At 51.6% G+C, this 17,547-nt stretch carries 13 protein-coding genes, 1 tRNA gene and 1 other RNA gene; 8 read left to right on the forward strand and 7 right to left on the reverse strand.

Going from position 1 to position 17,547, the window contains the following annotated elements:
- Nucleotides 1–305 precede the first annotated feature (305 nt).
- Complete coding sequence (gene chaA / locus BHE85_RS16095; RefSeq protein ID WP_004984217.1) at nt 306–1,406, reverse strand: sodium-potassium/proton antiporter ChaA; 1,101 nt, start codon at nt 1,404–1,406, stop codon at nt 306–308.
- Between the two features lie 269 nt (nt 1,407–1,675).
- Here chaA and chaB point away from each other — a divergent pair, with 269 nt between their 5' ends.
- On the forward strand, nt 1,676–1,906 hold the full coding sequence (gene chaB / locus BHE85_RS16100; protein ID WP_001146442.1) for a putative cation transport regulator ChaB: 231 nt from the start codon (nt 1,676–1,678) through the stop codon (nt 1,904–1,906).
- Nucleotides 1,907–2,063: 157 nt separating this feature from the next.
- On the forward strand, nt 2,064–2,759 hold the full coding sequence (gene chaC, locus BHE85_RS16105; protein WP_001297117.1) for a glutathione-specific gamma-glutamylcyclotransferase: 696 nt from the start codon (nt 2,064–2,066) through the stop codon (nt 2,757–2,759).
- A gap of 43 nt (nt 2,760–2,802) precedes the next feature.
- Here chaC and ychN read toward each other — a convergent pair whose 3' ends face one another.
- Nucleotides 2,803–3,156, reverse strand: a complete 354-nt coding sequence (gene ychN, locus BHE85_RS16110) for a DsrE/F sulfur relay family protein YchN (protein WP_001169669.1) — start codon at nt 3,154–3,156, stop codon at nt 2,803–2,805.
- A 183-nt stretch (nt 3,157–3,339) separates the two neighbouring features.
- Here ychN and ychO point away from each other — a divergent pair, with 183 nt between their 5' ends.
- Complete coding sequence (gene ychO / locus BHE85_RS16115) at nt 3,340–4,734, forward strand: inverse autotransporter invasin YchO (protein WP_000086208.1); 1,395 nt, start codon at nt 3,340–3,342, stop codon at nt 4,732–4,734.
- On the opposite strand, the gene narL is transcribed toward ychO, so the two are convergent.
- Both narL and narX read right to left on the reverse strand, forming a co-directional pair.
- Nucleotides 4,735–5,385 (reverse strand): two-component system response regulator NarL, encoded by a 651-nt coding sequence (gene narL, locus BHE85_RS16120; protein ID WP_000070491.1) that lies wholly within the window; start codon nt 5,383–5,385, stop codon nt 4,735–4,737.
- Nucleotides 5,378–7,174, reverse strand: a complete 1,797-nt coding sequence (gene narX / locus BHE85_RS16125) for a nitrate/nitrite two-component system sensor histidine kinase NarX (protein WP_000918033.1) — start codon at nt 7,172–7,174, stop codon at nt 5,378–5,380. The genes narL and narX overlap by 8 nt, the downstream gene beginning before the upstream one ends.
- Nucleotides 7,175–7,512: 338 nt before the next feature.
- On the opposite strand from narX, the gene narK reads away from it, so the two are divergent.
- The 5 genes from narK (at nt 7,513) to narI (ending at nt 16,082) form a co-directional block, all read left to right on the forward strand.
- Entirely contained in the window at nt 7,513–8,904 is a 1,392-nt protein-coding gene (gene narK, locus BHE85_RS16130; RefSeq protein WP_000019827.1) for a nitrate transporter NarK, read from the forward strand.
- Between the two features lie 515 nt (nt 8,905–9,419).
- Nucleotides 9,420–13,142, forward strand: a complete 3,723-nt coding sequence (locus tag BHE85_RS16135; protein ID WP_000032929.1) for a nitrate reductase subunit alpha — start codon at nt 9,420–9,422, stop codon at nt 13,140–13,142.
- A 17-nt stretch (nt 13,143–13,159) separates the two neighbouring features.
- Entirely contained in the window at nt 13,160–14,698 is a 1,539-nt protein-coding gene (gene narH / locus BHE85_RS16140) for a nitrate reductase subunit beta (RefSeq protein WP_000702660.1), read from the forward strand.
- A complete protein-coding gene (gene narJ, locus BHE85_RS16145; RefSeq protein ID WP_000571709.1) occupies nt 14,695–15,405 on the forward strand; it encodes a nitrate reductase molybdenum cofactor assembly chaperone in 711 nt (236 codons plus the stop codon). The genes narH and narJ overlap by 4 nt, the downstream gene beginning before the upstream one ends.
- Nucleotides 15,405–16,082 carry a respiratory nitrate reductase subunit gamma gene (gene narI, locus BHE85_RS16150; protein WP_001160103.1) on the forward strand — a complete coding sequence of 226 codons (678 nt, stop codon included), beginning with the start codon at nt 15,405–15,407 and terminating at the stop codon, nt 16,080–16,082. Before narJ ends, narI begins: the two co-directional genes overlap by 1 nt.
- Nucleotides 16,083–16,264: 182 nt before the next feature.
- Here the strand turns inward: narI and BHE85_RS16155 are convergent.
- From BHE85_RS16155 to purU, 3 genes are all read right to left on the reverse strand, one after another.
- Nucleotides 16,265–16,396, reverse strand: a non-coding RNA gene (locus tag BHE85_RS16155) — RtT sRNA.
- A gap of 47 nt (nt 16,397–16,443) precedes the next feature.
- A tRNA-Tyr gene (locus tag BHE85_RS16160) sits at nt 16,444–16,528 on the reverse strand.
- Between the two features lie 159 nt (nt 16,529–16,687).
- Entirely contained in the window at nt 16,688–17,530 is an 843-nt protein-coding gene (gene purU / locus BHE85_RS16165; protein ID WP_000555845.1) for a formyltetrahydrofolate deformylase, read from the reverse strand.
- Nucleotides 17,531–17,547 lie beyond the last annotated feature (17 nt).

The raw sequence follows: 17,547 nt of genomic DNA on the forward strand, positions 1-17,547 counted from the left end.
TGCGGGGGTTTTCTCTTTCCAGCAACCAATGCCACCAGGGATAAAGCCCCCGCAACATTGCGCCTCACCGGATAATTCCGGCTTGGTGTGGATACTACGTCTCAATTCATCTTCACTTCATCCCTGAAATGTTTGCAATAAAGAGTACATTCCGGCTTTTCAACAGCTGTTGCAGTGGTTTCGTGCAGGTTGTGGTACAGGCTCGCAATTCTGATTAACGAGCTGTCCAGGTAGTATGAAGAAATACAATAAGCAGGAATTTATCTTATCTCCCCCGATTTCCGTCATCGGAGGAGATATAACTGTCAGGCAAATATCGTCATCAAATAGGCGGCAAACAGTGCCAGATGCGCTGCGCCATTGAGCACGTTAGTACGTCCGGTGGAGAAGGAGATATGGCACAGCACTAAAGAGGCCACCATCACCACCATTTCTGGCGCACCAAGTGCAAACTGTAATTCGTTACCCGTCATAAAGGCAATTAGCGTGACGACAGGTACGGTAAGTGAAATGGTTGCTAACACTGAACCAAAGAACAGATTCATCGCGCGCTGGACCTGGTTGTTCAACACTGCTTTTAACGCACCTAAACCTTCCGGCGACAGAATCAACAGAGCCACCAGGAAGCCAGTAAAGGCGACAGGGGCATTCATGCTGTCGAGCAATGTCTCCAGCGGGCTGGCATTCATTTTGGTGACTGCAATAACGGCAATCAGATGGATAATCAACCAGATAGCATGCCACACGCTGCTATGGGCAGACGGTTTACCGTGATGCGGGTCGTCGTCATCACTGTCATCTTCGTGCTCGTAGACAAACAAACTTTGATGCGTTTTGGTCTGGATCAGCAAAAATACGCCATACATTGCCGCAGAAATTAATGCTACCAGTAACGCCTGACCGGTTGAAAAATTCGCCGCAGGCAGAGCCATTGGAAATACCAGTACGATTATCGCCAGGGGGAACAGCGCAATTAAATACTGCTTGATACCAAACAGATTCATATATTGGGTGGCAAACTTACGACCGCCCAACAATAATGAAAAGCCAACCAGCCCACCGGTAACAATCATAATGATTGAATAGAGCGTATCACGCATTAGCGTTGGCGCGGCGTCGCCGGTTGCCATTAAAGCTGAAATCAAACTGACTTCAAGAATAACCACTGAAAGGCTAAGAATAAGCGAACCGTAAGGTTCTCCCAGGCGATGGGCTAATACGTCCGCATGACGGACAACACTAAAGGCGCTACTTAAAATACCAATAAGCGCAAGAAGATTGATGGCAATGACCACTGGTAGTGTCTGGCTGCTTCCCCACAGGAACAGCACTACCAGCGCCAGAACCGGGAAAATAAGCGAAATCTCCTTGTGGCGGGTTTTTACCGCCTCTTGAGCATTTGACATTATGGTTATCCCTTTGCAGATGAATTTATCGAAAATGTAAAAAATAGGTAGGAAAAATAACAGAAAGTGTCTGGATATCGGTAACATTTTACGAATTTTTACCCCACTGTCGATTTTTTACTCATTGGGACATAAAAATAAGTATTACGTTTAGACAATGTTTGTTTTAGCGTTTCTTAAGAACAGTCTGACATGAAAATTCTTATGTTTTGGCAAGAGTAGATATTGTTGACCACACTTAATGTTCAACTTTGTAAAAGGAGTCAACGATGCCGTATAAAACGAAAAGCGATCTGCCGGAAAGCGTAAAGCACGTTCTACCGTCTCATGCCCAGGATATCTATAAAGAAGCGTTCAACAGCGCATGGGATCAATATAAAGATAAAGACGATCGGCGTGATGACGCCAGTCGCGAAGAAACCGCGCATAAAGTGGCCTGGGCTGCTGTGAAGCATGAATATGCCAAAGGGGATGATGATAAATGGCATAAAAAATCGTAAAACCGGTAGCTTAGTTAAAGCTATTCGTGCGGTGTTGCCTTGCAAGTGGTCCGTGGATTGCATATTGTCCCGTTAGTGGTTTCAAAATGAGCAGTAAAAATGTCCGGAAGACACCAAAAAGTTGTCGCAGGGAAGTATGCAGTGGCGGAGGTGTAAGGTGATAACGCGTGATTTCTTGATGAATGCCGATTGTAAAACGGCATTTGGTGCCATTGAAGAATCACTCTTATGGTCAGCAGAGCAACGAGCGGCTTCGCTGGCGGCGACGCTGGCTTGTCGACCTGATGAGGGACCGGTGTGGATCTTCGGTTATGGATCGTTGATGTGGAATCCGGCACTGGAGTTTACCGAGTCGTGCACCGGTACACTGGTTGGATGGCATCGCGCGTTTTGCCTGCGCCTGACCGCCGGGCGCGGGACTGCGCACCAGCCGGGACGGATGCTTGCACTGAAAGAGGGCGGACGCACTACAGGCGTCGCCTATCGACTGCCAGAAGAGACGCTGGAGCAGGAACTAACCCTGTTGTGGAAGCGCGAGATGATTACCGGCTGTTATCTGCCAACCTGGTGTCAGCTTGATCTTGATGATGGATGCACAGTAAACGCCATTGTGTTTATTATGGACCCGCGACATCCAGAATATGAATCTGACACTCGCGCTCAGGTCATCGCGCCGTTGATTGCGGCGGCGAGCGGTCCGCTGGGAACCAACGCACAATACCTGTTTTCACTGGAACAGGAGCTTATCAAACTGGGAATGCAGGACGATGGGCTGAATGATTTGCTGGTATCGGTAAAAAAACTGCTGGCGGAGAATTATCCGGATGGTGTGTTACGGCCGGGATTCGCCTGAGTAAACTTCCCGCATAGTGGGGCGTCAGACGCCCCCTCAAACATTAAAATGTGAGCACTTTATCGGCTGACAGCGTCCATTGCGCCAGTTCCACAAGAGTACCGATTTCCACCCCATCAATCAGAGGAAGTGTACTAATCCCGCGCCCGTCGGTACAGGTTTTGCACAATTTCACCGGTACATTCTGAGCGGTAAGGATCTCCAGCATTTGCTGAATGTTGTAGCCTTCCCCTGGTTTTTGCCCGCGCAACCCGGCTGTGACCGCATCAGACATGAGGAACAGACGCAGATCCAGATTGCTCTCCTGCTCTCGTAACGCAATGGCCAGCCGCAAGCTGTTAAACAAGGATTCGCTCCCGTAAGGTGCGCCATTGGCAACGATCACGATTTTTTGCATTATTTACTCCTGTATTCAGGGAATTAGACACTCATCTTCTATCTTACTGCTTCTGCAGCGTCTGACCAATCGGTCACATTTTTAAGGATTTTCCTGAAAGCGCGAGAAAATACGACAAAAGTTGCCAGTAATCGTTATTCTTTAAGGCTATGGTTTTCATTATTACCGGAAGTTACCGACGTTTTGAGCCGTTTCGTTCCTCGCATTATCCCGTTTTATTTACTCTTGCTTGTAGCAGGCGGTACAGCTAACGCACAATCTACCTTCGAGCAAAAAGCGGCAAATCCCTTTGATAATAACAATGATGGTCTGCCGGATTTAGGCATGGCTCCCGAAAATCATGATGGGGAAAAACACTTTGCTGAAATTGTGAAAGATTTCGGCGAAACCAGTATGAATGATAACGGGCTGGATACTGGCGAGCAGGCAAAAGCTTTCGCATTGGGAAAAGTCCGCGACGCGCTTAGTCAACAGGTTAATCAGCACGTAGAGTCCTGGCTATCACCGTGGGGAAATGCCAGTGTTGACGTCAAAGTGGATAACGAAGGACATTTCACCGGCAGTCGTGGAAGCTGGTTTGTGCCGTTACAAGATAATGATCGTTATTTCACCTGGAGCCAGCTTGGTCTTACTCAGCAGGATAATGGGTTGGTGAGCAATGTGGGCGTTGGGCAACGCTGGGCGCGTGGCAACTGGCTGGTGGGTTATAACACTTTTTATGACAACTTGCTGGACGAAAATCTTCAGCGAGCGGGCTTTGGTGCCGAAGCGTGGGGCGAATATTTGCGATTATTGGCAAACTTTTATCAGCCGTTTGCTGCATGGCATGAACAGACAGCCACGCAGGAACAACGGATGGCGCGCGGGTACGACCTGACAGCTCGGATGCGCATGCCGTTCTATCAACACCTCAATACCAGTGTCAGCCTAGAACAGTATTTTGGTGATCGTGTTGATTTGTTTAACTCTGGTACGGGTTATCACAATCCCGTCGCGTTGAGTCTGGGATTAAATTACACCCCTGTGCCATTAGTCACTGTGACGGCTCAGCATAAACAGGGTGAAAGTGGCGAGAATCAAAATAACCTCGGGCTGAATCTTAATTACCGCTTTGGTGTACCGCTCAAAAAACAACTTTCTGCGGGCGAGGTTGCCGAAAGTCAGTCGTTACGTGGTAGTCGCTATGACAATCCGCAGCGAAATAATCTACCGACTCTTGAGTACCGACAGCGAAAAACGTTAACGGTGTTTCTGGCGACACCGCCGTGGGATCTAAAACCTGGCGAAACAGTGCCGCTGAAATTACAAATCCGCAGTCGTTACGGTATTCGGCAACTGATTTGGCAGGGCGATACGCAGATATTAAGTTTGACGCCGGGCGCACAAGCCAACAGCGCGGAGGGCTGGACGCTGATCATGCCTGACTGGCAGAACGGGGAAGGGGCAAGCAATCACTGGCGATTGTCGGTGGTGGTGGAATATAACCAGGGGCAGCGTGTCTCCTCCAATGAGATCACGCTAACGCTTGTCGAACCGTTCGATGCATTGTCAAACGACGAACTGCGCTGGGAACCGTAATCAGAAAATGCGCTCCTGATGCACCCATACCGCTGCTTCCACGCGAGACTTGAGCTTCATTTTCTTCAGCATGTGCTTGACGTGCACTTTTACTGTGCTTTCGGTGATATCCAGGCGGCGGGCAATCATCTTGTTCGGCAAACCCTGGGCAATCAGCTTGAGAATATCGCGCTCGCGTGGGGTTAACTGGTTAACATCGCGCTCAGTAGTGGCACGGTTAGCGCGCAAGCTGGCGGCCAGAACAGGCGTTAATGCTTCGCTTAATACCATTTCGCCAGCAGCTGCCTGATGCAATGCTTTCAGCAGATCTTCCGGTTCCATATCTTTTAACAGATAACCATCCGCGCCGCGTTTCAGTGCGGTGACCACATCTTCTTCATGGTTAGAGACGCTGAATACCACAATGCGCCCTGAGAGGGACTTTTCGCGCAGTTTATCCAGCGTTTCCAGACCGTTCATGCCGGGCATATTGAGATCTAACAGGATCAGATCGGGATCAAGAGACTCCGCCAGTTCAATACCCTGTTCGCCATTACTCGCTTCGCCAACCACGGTGATATCTGGTGCCATACTGATAAGCTGTTTTACGCCAGTTCGCAGCATCGGGTGATCGTCGATCAGCAGGATAGTAGCCGGTTCCTGATTACTCATGGGTATCTCCTTGGACGTCTGTGAAAGTTTTTTCGGGAATAAAGGTGACCACCACTTCGGTGCCACCTGATTCACGACGGCGGACGCGGCAATCGCCTCGTAAACTTTGCGCACGGTCGCGCATTATTATCATGCCGTAGTGATTGCTGCGGATGGCATTTTCAGGCACGCCGCAGCCGTTATCTTGGACGGTCAGTTTGACCTGATTATCGTTTTGCGCCACCGTCACCACGACCTCACTCGCTTGCGAATGTTTGAGGGCGTTACTTAATGCCTCACGGGCAATTTGCAACAAGTGGATTGCCTGATGTGAAGGCACCAGACGAGGCGGCAATTGATAATCCAGCTTCACCGGGAAGCCAAATTTGGCGCTGTACTCTTCGCAACTCGCCTCCAGCGCCGGACGTAATCCAGGCTCGGTGAGCTGCAAGCGGAATGTGGTGAGCAATTCACGCAACTGCGCCCAGGATGCATTCAGTTCGTTACGGATCTGACTTAACAGTTCGCGGCTGCTTGCTGGCAGCGCATCGCCCTGCATCTGTAAACAACTCACCTGCATCTTCATGCAAGAGAGAGATTGGGCAATAGAATCATGCAGTTCGCGCGCAATGGTGGCACGCTCTTCCATCACGATCAACTGTTGCTGACGTTCCTGATGGCGATCCAGCGCCAGCGTGGCGGTGAGTTGTTCAACCAGGGTATCCACCAGTTGTTGTTGATCATGGCTAAGATGACGCCCCTGCGGCAGGGTCGCCAGCAAAATACCGTACTGCGTATGAGAGTCAGCCAGCCGCCACTTCAGGGTTGTGCCGCGATCACCAACGGGTAATACGCCGCGCGGGCAGAGCTGGCAGCCTTTATCATCACAAGTCATATCTGGCTGGCAGGTAAACTCCTGATGATTCTCTTCATCATCAGTGTCATACACCCGCAGTTCGATATCACGTAGCAGGGTTAAATTCTGTAAGCCGTTGAGTACAGGTGACAGGCGTTCACACAGCGGGGCGCGGGAATGCAAACGGCGGTTAGCCTGCCATAAAAAAGAGAGGATCTGATTTTTATGCTCCAGCCCGGCGGTTTTCTCCTGAACCCGCTGCTCAAGTACGGCATAACTTTCGGCCAGTTCTGCAGACATATTGTTCAATGCAGTTCCAAGCATCGCCATTTCGTTGCGCCCGCTGATGTTCGCGCGTTGGGTAAAATCGCGATGACTGACGGCACTCGCCATTGCCAGCAGTTGCCGCCACGGTTGTAGCAGTCGCGCCCGCAACCAGATAATAGTGAACACCAGTAAAAGTGCCATAAATACCGCCATTACCCGATGGACCAGTACCACTGTCTCAATGCGCATTTCCGTGGTGCGGTCAAAACCAGATACCAGCTGATCAAGCCCGGCAACAAACTGGCTGACATCCGCTGACACCGTTTCGCGGTTTTGTGCACGCATCAGTGCAGGGATCAGTTCATTACGCCAGTAATCTTGTAAACCCTGTAATTGCGCCAGTTGTTCGTCTCGTTCTGCTGCTCGAGTTAACTCGGCGCTAAATGCCGTTTGTTCCATCTCTTTAATTAAGGGCTTGTCTTTCTCACTTAATGGCACTGCCGCCAACAGACGGTAACTTTGCATGCGCAGCGATCCCGCTTTGTTGATCGCATGGGCGCTGCCCTGAACGCCTTGCACCAGCCAGCCAGAAACCGCCATCCCTGCCAGTCCAATAGCAGTAGAAAGCAACACAATAAGCGCAACCTGATTAACCAGGGTGAGCGGAGAGAGACAACGTTTAAGCATGTAAACCTCTTCCTTCAGGCTTTAAATGAGCAATAACCTTAATGAATGTGACGATACATTCTGGAATGGCAGTATTCTCGGCTATTGGCTGAAGTATACCCATACCCGGAAAGAGTTACTCCTTATTTGCCGTGTGGTTAGTCGCTTTACATCGGTAAGGGTAGGGATTTTACAGCACCGTGAAAAATCTCATAATTTTTATGAAATCACTGTACTCACTATGGGTAATGATAAATATCAATGATAGATAAAGTTATCTTATCGTTTGATTTACATCAAATTGCCTTTAGCTACAGACACTAAGGTGGCAGACATCGAAACGAGTATCAGAGGTGTCTATGAGTCACTCATCCGCCCCCGAAAGGGCTACTGGAGCTGTCATTACAGATTGGCGACCGGAAGATCCTGCGTTCTGGCAACAACGCGGTCAACGTATTGCCAGCCGTAACCTGTGGATTTCCGTTCCCTGTCTGCTGCTGGCGTTTTGCGTATGGATGTTGTTCAGCGCTGTTGCGGTGAACTTACCGAAAGTCGGTTTTAATTTTACGACCGATCAGCTATTTATGTTGACTGCGCTGCCTTCGGTTTCTGGCGCGTTATTACGTGTTCCATACTCCTTTATGGTTCCTATCTTCGGTGGTCGTCGCTGGACGGCGTTCAGCACCGGTATTCTGATTATTCCTTGCGTCTGGCTGGGTTTTGCCGTGCAGGATACCTCCACGCCTTATAGCGTCTTCATCATCATCTCTCTGCTATGCGGCTTTGCTGGCGCGAACTTCGCATCCAGTATGGCAAACATCAGCTTCTTCTTTCCGAAACAGAAGCAGGGTGGCGCGCTGGGTCTGAATGGTGGTCTGGGAAACATGGGCGTCAGCGTCATGCAGTTGGTTGCTCCGCTGGTGGTATCACTGTCGATTTTCGCAGTATTTGGTAGCCAGGGCGTCAAACAGCCGGATGGGACTGAGCTGTATCTGGCGAATGCGTCCTGGATATGGGTGCCGTTCCTTGCCATCTTCACCATTGCGGCGTGGTTTGGCATGAACGATCTTGCTACCTCGAAAGCCTCCATCAAGGAGCAGTTGCCGGTACTCAAACGGGGTCATCTGTGGATTATGAGCCTGCTGTATCTGGCAACCTTCGGCTCCTTCATCGGCTTCTCCGCGGGCTTTGCAATGCTGTCAAAAACGCAGTTCCCGGATGTTCAGATTCTGCAATACGCTTTCTTCGGGCCGTTTATTGGTGCGCTGGCGCGTTCTGCAGGTGGTGCATTATCTGACCGTCTGGGCGGAACTCGTGTCACGCTGGTGAACTTTATTCTGATGGCGATTTTCAGCGGCCTGCTGTTCCTGACCTTACCGACTGACGGGCAGGGCGGAAGCTTCATGGCGTTCTTCGCGGTCTTCCTGGCGCTGTTCCTGACAGCTGGGCTGGGTAGTGGTTCCACTTTCCAGATGATTTCAGTGATCTTCCGTAAACTGACAATGGATCGCGTGAAAGCAGAAGGGGGTTCTGACGAACGTGCGATGCGTGAAGCGGCAACCGACACGGCGGCGGCGCTGGGTTTCATCTCTGCGATTGGCGCGATTGGTGGCTTCTTTATCCCGAAAGCGTTTGGTAGCTCGCTGGCATTAACGGGTTCGCCAGTCGGCGCAATGAAGGTATTTTTGATTTTCTATATCGCCTGCGTAGTGATTACCTGGGCGGTATATGGTCGGCATTCTAAAAAATAAACCGTTACTCGTCATACTCCGGGTTACATGTGCTGCGGCTGCGTTCATTCACCCCAGTCACTTACTTTAGTAAGCTCCTGGGATTCATTCACTTGCCGCCTTCCTGTAAACCGAATTATATAGAGTAAAATATTTGATTATCCTTTGCGCGGCATGATGTCGCGCTTTTTTTAAGCGTTATTTAGTTACAACATACTAATGTTATATGGTTTATTTCGCCGGATTTCATTAAGAGCCATTAATATGTTACCCATGGGGAATACTCCTTAATACCCATCTGCATAAAAATCTTAATAGTTTAAATAACTACAGGTATAAAACGTCTTAATTTACAGTCTGTTATGTGGTGGCTGTTGATTATCCTAAAGGGGTATCTTAGGAATTTACTTTATTTTTCATCCCCATCACTCTTGATCGTTATCAATTCCCACGCTGTTTCAGAGCGTTACCTTGCCCTTAAACATTAGCAATGTCGATTTATCAGAGGGCCGACAGGCTCCCACAGGAGAAAACCGATGAGTAAATTCCTGGACCGGTTTCGCTACTTCAAACAGAAGGGTGAAACCTTTGCCGATGGGCATGGCCAGCTTCTCAATACCAACCGTGACTGGGAGGATGGATATCGCCAGCGTTGGCAGCATGACAAAATCGTCCGCTCTACCCACGGGGTAAACTGCACCGGCTCCTGCAGCTGGAAAATCTACGTCAAAAACGGTCTGGTCACCTGGGAAACCCAGCAGACTGACTATCCGCGTACCCGTCCGGATCTGCCAAACCATGAACCTCGCGGCTGCCCGCGCGGTGCCAGCTACTCCTGGTATCTTTACAGTGCCAACCGCCTGAAATACCCGATGATGCGCAAACGCCTGATGAAAATGTGGCGTGAAGCGAAGGCGCTGCATAGCGATCCGGTTGAGGCATGGGCTTCTATCATTGAAGACGCCGATAAAGCGAAAAGCTTTAAGCAGGCGCGTGGACGCGGTGGATTTGTTCGTTCTTCCTGGCAGGAGGTGAACGAACTGATCGCCGCATCTAACGTTTACACCATCAAAAACTACGGCCCGGACCGTGTTGCTGGTTTCTCGCCAATTCCGGCAATGTCGATGGTTTCTTACGCATCGGGTGCACGCTATCTCTCGCTGATTGGCGGTACTTGCTTAAGCTTCTACGACTGGTACTGCGACCTGCCTCCTGCGTCTCCGCAAACCTGGGGCGAGCAAACTGACGTACCGGAATCTGCTGACTGGTATAACTCCAGCTACATCATCGCCTGGGGTTCAAACGTGCCGCAGACGCGTACCCCGGATGCTCACTTCTTTACTGAAGTGCGTTACAAAGGCACCAAAACTGTTGCCGTCACACCAGACTACGCTGAAATCGCCAAACTGTGCGATCTGTGGCTGGCACCGAAACAGGGCACCGATGCGGCAATGGCGCTGGCGATGGGCCACGTAATGCTGCGTGAATTCCACCTCGACAACCCAAGCCAGTATTTCACCGACTATGTGCGTCGCTACACCGACATGCCGATGCTGGTGATGCTGGAAGAACGCGACGGTTACTACGCTGCAGGTCGTATGCTGCGCGCTGCTGATCTGGTTGATGCGCTGGGCCAGGAAAACAATCCGGAATGGAAAACTGTCGCCTTTAATACCAATGGCGAAATGGTTGCGCCGAACGGTTCTATTGGCTTCCGCTGGGGCGAGAAGGGCAAATGGAATCTTGAGCAGCGCGACGGCAAAACTGGCGAAGAAACCGAGCTGCAACTGAGCCTGCTGGGTAGCCAAGATGAGATCGCTGAGGTAGGCTTCCCGTACTTTGGTGGCGACGGCACGGAACACTTCAACAAAGTGGAACTGGAAAACGTGCTGCTGCACAAACTGCCGGTGAAACGCCTGCAACTGGCTGATGGCAGCACCGCCCTGGTGACCACCGTTTATGATCTGACGCTGGCAAACTACGGTCTGGAACGTGGCCTGAACGACGTTAACTGTGCAACCAGCTATGACGATGTGAAAGCTTATACCCCGGCCTGGGCCGAGCAGATTACCGGCGTTTCTCGCAGCCAGATTATTCGCATCGCCCGTGAATTTGCCGATAACGCTGATAAAACGCACGGTCGTTCGATGATTATCGTCGGTGCGGGGCTGAACCACTGGTATCACCTCGATATGAACTATCGTGGTCTGATCAACATGCTGATTTTCTGCGGCTGTGTCGGTCAGAGCGGGGGCGGCTGGGCGCACTATGTAGGTCAGGAAAAACTGCGTCCGCAAACCGGCTGGCAGCCGCTGGCGTTTGCCCTTGACTGGCAGCGTCCGGCGCGTCACATGAACAGCACTTCTTATTTCTATAACCACTCCAGCCAGTGGCGTTATGAAACCGTCACGGCGGAAGAGTTGCTGTCACCGATGGCGGACAAATCCCGCTATACCGGACACTTGATCGACTTTAACGTCCGTGCGGAACGCATGGGCTGGCTGCCGTCTGCACCGCAGTTAGGCACTAACCCGCTGACTATCGCTGGCGAAGCGGAAAAAGCCGGGATGAATCCGGTGGACTATACGGTGAAATCCCTGAAAGAGGGTTCCATCCGTTTTGCGGCAGAACAACCAGAAAACGGTAAAAACCACCCGCGCAACCTGTTCATCTGGCGTTCTAACCTGCTCGGTTCTTCCGGTAAAGGTCATGAGTTTATGCTCAAGTACCTGCTGGGGACGGAGCACGGTATCCAGGGTAAAGATCTGGGGCAACAGGGCGGCGTGAAGCCGGAAGAAGTGGACTGGCAGGACAATGGTCTGGAAGGCAAGCTGGATCTGGTGGTTACGCTGGACTTCCGTCTGTCGAGCACCTGTCTCTATTCCGACATCATTTTGCCGACGGCGACCTGGTACGAAAAAGACGACATGAATACTTCGGATATGCATCCGTTTATTCACCCGCTGTCTGCGGCGGTCGATCCGGCCTGGGAAGCGAAAAGCGACTGGGAAATCTACAAAGCCATCGCGAAGAAATTCTCCGAAGTGTGCGTCGGCCATCTGGGTAAAGAAACCGACATCGTCACGCTGCCTATCCAGCATGACTCTGCCGCTGAACTGGCGCAGCCGCTGGATGTGAAAGACTGGAAAAAAGGCGAGTGCGACCTGATCCCAGGTAAAACCGCGCCACACATTATGGTCGTAGAGCGCGCTTATCCGGCGACTTACGAACGCTTTACCTCTATCGGCCCGCTGATGGAGAAAATCGGTAATGGCGGTAAAGGGATTGCCTGGAACACCCAGAGCGAGATGGATCTGCTGCGTAAGCTCAACTACACCAAAGCGGAAGGTCCGGCGAAAGGCCAGCCGATGCTGAACACCGCAATTGATGCGGCAGAGATGATCCTGACACTGGCACCGGAAACCAACGGTCAGGTAGCCGTGAAAGCCTGGGCTGCCCTGAGCGAATTTACCGGTCGTGACCATACGCATCTGGCGCTGAATAAAGAAGACGAGAAGATCCGCTTCCGCGATATTCAGGCACAGCCGCGCAAAATTATCTCCAGCCCGACCTGGTCTGGTCTGGAAGATGAACACGTTTCTTACAACGCCGGTTACACCAACGTTCACGAGCTGATCCCATGGCGTACGCTCTCTGGTCGTCAGCAACTGTATCAGGATCACCAGTGGATGCGTGATTTCGGTGAAAGCCTGCTGGTTTATCGTCCGCCGATCGACACCCGTTCGGTGAAAGAAGTGATAGGCCAGAAATCCAACGGCAACCCGGAAAAAGCGCTCAACTTCCTGACGCCGCACCAGAAGTGGGGGATCCACTCCACCTACAGCGACAACCAGTTGATGCTGACCTTAGGTCGCGGTGGCCCGGTGGTCTGGCTGAGCGAAGCCGATGCCAAAGAGCTGGGCATTGCCGATAACGACTGGATTGAAGTTTACAACAGCAACGGTGCGCTGACTGCCCGTGCGGTTGTCAGCCAGCGTGTTCCGGCAGGGATGACCATGATGTACCACGCGCAGGAACGTATCGTTAACCTGCCGGGTTCGGAAATTACTGGCCAGCGTGGGGGGATCCACAACTCGGTCACCCGTATCACGCCGAAACCGACGCATATGATTGGTGGCTATGCCCATCTGGCATACGGCTTTAACTACTACGGCACCGTAGGTTCTAACCGCGATGAGTTTGTTGTAGTGCGTAAGATGAAGAACATTGACTGGTTAGATGGCGAAGGCAATGACTAGGTACAGGAGAGCGTAAAATGAAAATTCGTTCACAAGTCGGCATGGTGCTGAATCTCGATAAGTGCATCGGCTGCCACACCTGTTCAGTTACCTGTAAAAACGTCTGGACCAGCCGTGAAGGCGTGGAGTACGCGTGGTTCAACAACGTGGAAACCAAGCCGGGTCAGGGCTTCCCGACTGACTGGGAAAACCAGGAAAAATACAAAGGCGGCTGGATCCGTAAAATCAACGGCAAACTGCAGCCGCGCATGGGTAACCGTGCCATGTTGCTGGGTAAAATCTTCGCTAACCCGCATCTGCCGGGGATCGACGATTATTACGAGCCGTTCGATTTTGACTATCAGAACCTGCATACCGCGCCGGAAGGCAGCAAATCGCAGCCGATTGCCCGTCCCCGTTCGCTGATTACCGGGGAACGGATGGCGAAAATCGAAAAAGGGCCGAACTGGGAAGATGACCTGGGTGGTGAGTTTGACAAACTGGCGAAAGACAAGAACTTCGACAACATCCAGAAGGCGATGTATAGCCAGTTCGAAAACACCTTTATGATGTATTTGCCGCGCCTGTGCGAACACTGCCTGAACCCGGCATGTGTGGCGACCTGCCCGAGCGGTGCGATTTACAAGCGTGAAGAAGATGGCATCGTCCTGATCGACCAGGATAAATGCCGTGGCTGGCGTATGTGCATCACCGGATGCCCGTACAAAAAAATCTACTTCAACTGGAAGAGCGGTAAGTCTGAGAAGTGCATCTTCTGCTATCCGCGTATTGAAGCGGGTCAGCCGACCGTGTGCTCAGAAACCTGTGTCGGTCGTATCCGTTATCTTGGCGTGCTGCTGTACGATGCCGACGCGATTGAACGTGCAGCCAGCACCGAGAACGAGAAAGATCTTTACCAGCGTCAGCTGGAGGTGTTCCTCGATCCGAACGATCCGAAAGTCATCGAGCAGGCGATTAAAGACGGTATTCCGCTGAGCGTTATTGAAGCCGCACAGCAGTCGCCGGTTTATAAAATGGCAATGGAATGGAAACTGGCGCTGCCGCTGCATCCAGAATATCGCACACTGCCGATGGTCTGGTACGTGCCGCCTCTGTCTCCGATTCAGTCTGCAGCAGACGCGGGTGAGCTGGGTAGCAACGGCATTCTGCCAGACGTCGAAAGCTTGCGTATTCCGGTACAGTATCTGGCGAATCTGCTGACCGCCGGTGATACCAAACCGGTACTGCGCGCACTGAAACGTATGCTGGCGATGCGTCATTACAAACGTGCTGAAACCGTTGACGGTAAAGTTGATACCCGTGCGCTGGAAGAGGTCGGTCTGACCGAAGCCCAGGCACAGGAGATGTACCGTTATCTGGCTATTGCTAACTACGAAGATCGCTTTGTGGTGCCGAGTAGTCATCGTGAACTGGCACGGGAAGCCTTCCCGGAGAAAAATGGCTGCGGCTTTACCTTTGGTGATGGCTGCCACGGCTCAGATACCAAATTCAATCTGTTCAACAGCCGTCGTATCGATGCCATCGATGTGACCAGCAAAACGGAGCCGCATCCATGATCGAACTCGTGATTGTATCGCGTCTCCTTGAATATCCGGATGCTGCCTTATGGCAGCATCAACAAGAGATGTTTGAGGTGATTGCTGCGTCGAAAAATCTGTCGAAAGAAGATGCCCATGCGCTGGGCATTTTCCTGCGCGATTTAACGGCGATGGATCCGCTCGATGCCCAGGCCCAGTACAGCGAACTGTTCGACCGTGGCCGCGCCACGTCACTGTTGCTATTTGAACATGTTCACGGTGAATCCCGTGACCGCGGCCAGGCGATGGTGGACCTGCTGGCGCAGTACGAGCAGCACGGCTTGCAGTTAAACAGCCGCGAATTACCGGACCATCTGCCGCTGTATCTGGAGTACCTGTCGCAGCTGCCGCAAAGCGAAGCCGTGGAAGGTTTGAAAGATATCGCGCCGATTCTGGCATTGCTGAGCGCGCGTCTGCAACAGCGTGAAAGCCGTTATGCCGTGATGTTTGATCTGCTGCTGAAATTGGCCAATACCGCTATCGACAGCGACAAAGTGGCGGAAAAAATTGCCGACGAAGCGCGCGATGATACGCCGCAGGCGCTGGATGCTGTCTGGGAAGAAGAGCAGGTTAAATTCTTTGCTGACAAAGGCTGCGGTGATTCAGCAATCACTGCTCATCAGCGTCGCTTTGCCGGTGCCGTCGCGCCGCAATATCTGAATATCACCACCGGAGGACAGCACTAATGCAATTCCTGAATATGTTCTTCTTTGATATCTACCCGTACATAGCCGGGGCGGTCTTCCTGATTGGTAGCTGGCTGCGTTATGACTACGGGCAGTACACCTGGCGCGCGGCGTCCAGCCAGATGCTGGATCGCAAAGGGATGAACCTGGCGTCGAACCTGTTCCATATCGGTATTCTGGGGATTTTTGCTGGTCACTTCTTCGGTATGCTGACGCCGCACTGGATGTATGAAGCCTGGCTGCCGATTGAAGTGAAACAGAAAATGGCGATGTTTGCTGGTGGTGCCAGCGGCGTGCTGTGTCTGATTGGCGGCGTGCTGTTGCTGAAGCGTCGTCTGTTCAGCCCACGCGTGCGTGCAACCACTACCGGAGCGGATATCCTGATCCTGTCGCTGCTCGTTATCCAGTGCGCGCTGGGCCTGTTGACCATTCCGTTCTCCGCTCAGCATATGGACGGTAGCGAGATGATGAAACTGGTTGGCTGGGCGCAGTCGGTGGTGACCTTCCACGGTGGCGCTTCTCAACACCTCGATGGTGTGGCGTTTATCTTCCGTCTGCACCTGGTGCTGGGGATGACGTTATTCCTGCTGTTCCCGTTCTCGCGTCTGGTACACATCTGGAGCGTACCGGTGGAGTATCTGACACGTAAGTACCAGCTGGTGCGCGCTCGTCACTAAACGAATTTTAGTTCACATAGACCCTGCTTCGGCGGGGTTTTTTATGGGCACGGTGCGGGGTGAGTTGTCGGATGCGCTTCGCTTATCCGACCTACAGGGGAGGATATTGTAGGCCCGGTAAACGTGGTGCCATCGGGCAAAATTAGCTCGGAGTAACAGGTTTTGATTATTCAAGGAAGCGATGGTGGTGGGGGAAGGATTACTCAGCGCTGCGCGCTTCGCCCTTCGGGTCGTTGCCTGCGGCAACGCTCTCTCGCTGGCGCTCAAGTCGAACCTTGGTCGAAGCTTCTCATCCTTCCCCGCTTGGGCAGAATATTTAATTGCGGATTCGTTTGAGAGTTTACGGACTTTTGAAAAGTGATGGTGGTGGGGGAAGGATTCGAACCTTCGAAGTCGATGACGGCAGATTTACAGTCTGCTCCCTTTGGCCGCTCGGGAACCCCACCACGGGGTAATGCTTTTTACTGGCCTGCTCCCTTATCGGGAAGCGGGGCGCATCATATCAAATGACGCGCCGCTGTAAAGTGTTACGTTGAGAAAAATGAACTGGTTGCGTAATTTTCATCCGTAACGGATTAAAGGTAACCAGTTATTTTTGCTGGCGATTAAAGAATAATCGTCCGATTACCGTAAACAAAGACGCGCTGTGCCAGTACTTTGTATAGCGCACGACTTAAGACGTTTTTCTCGACGTCACGACCTGCGCGCATCATATCTTCAGCTGTGTAGGTATGATCGACATGAATAACGTCCTGCATGATGATTGGGCCTTCGTCCAGATTGTCATTCACATAGTGAGCGGTTGCGCCAATAATCTTCACACCACGTTCATAGGCCTGGTGATAAGGACGTGCGCCGATAAACGCAGGCAGGAATGAATGGTGAATATTGATGATTTTATTCGGGAAGCGTGCCACAAATTCCGGCGTTAATACCCGCATATACTTCGCCAGCACCACATAGTCAGGTTTATAAGCATCAATGGCGTCTGCCATCTTTTGATCGTGCTCGTTGCGGCTTAACCCTTCATGGTTTACCAGCTCAAACGGAATATCAAAACGCTCAACCAGAGAACGTAAAGTATCGTGGTTACCAATAACTGCCGCGATTTCGACATCCAGGCCGCCGTAATTGGCTTTCATCAACAAATCGCCAAGGCAATGCGCTTCTTTAGTGACCAGAATCACTATCCGGCGACGACCGGCAGGATTCAGCTCACGCACGGAGCCTTCTGGCAATGCGCTATCGAGATCCGCCAGCAGGGTGGAATCATTAAAAATCCCTTCCAGTTCCGTGCGCATAAAAAAGCGCCCGGTACGGTGATCAACAAATTCATTGTTCTGTACGATATTTAACTCGTGCTTGTAGCAAATATTGGTAATACGTGCGATCAGACCTTTTTGGTCCGGACAAATAGTACGCAGAACTTTACGTTGGAGTGAATGCATTGCTGGAAAAACCTTGT

Source organism: Shigella sp. FC1567, from assembly GCF_001743015.1.
Lineage (GTDB): Bacteria > Pseudomonadota > Gammaproteobacteria > Enterobacterales > Enterobacteriaceae > Escherichia > Escherichia coli.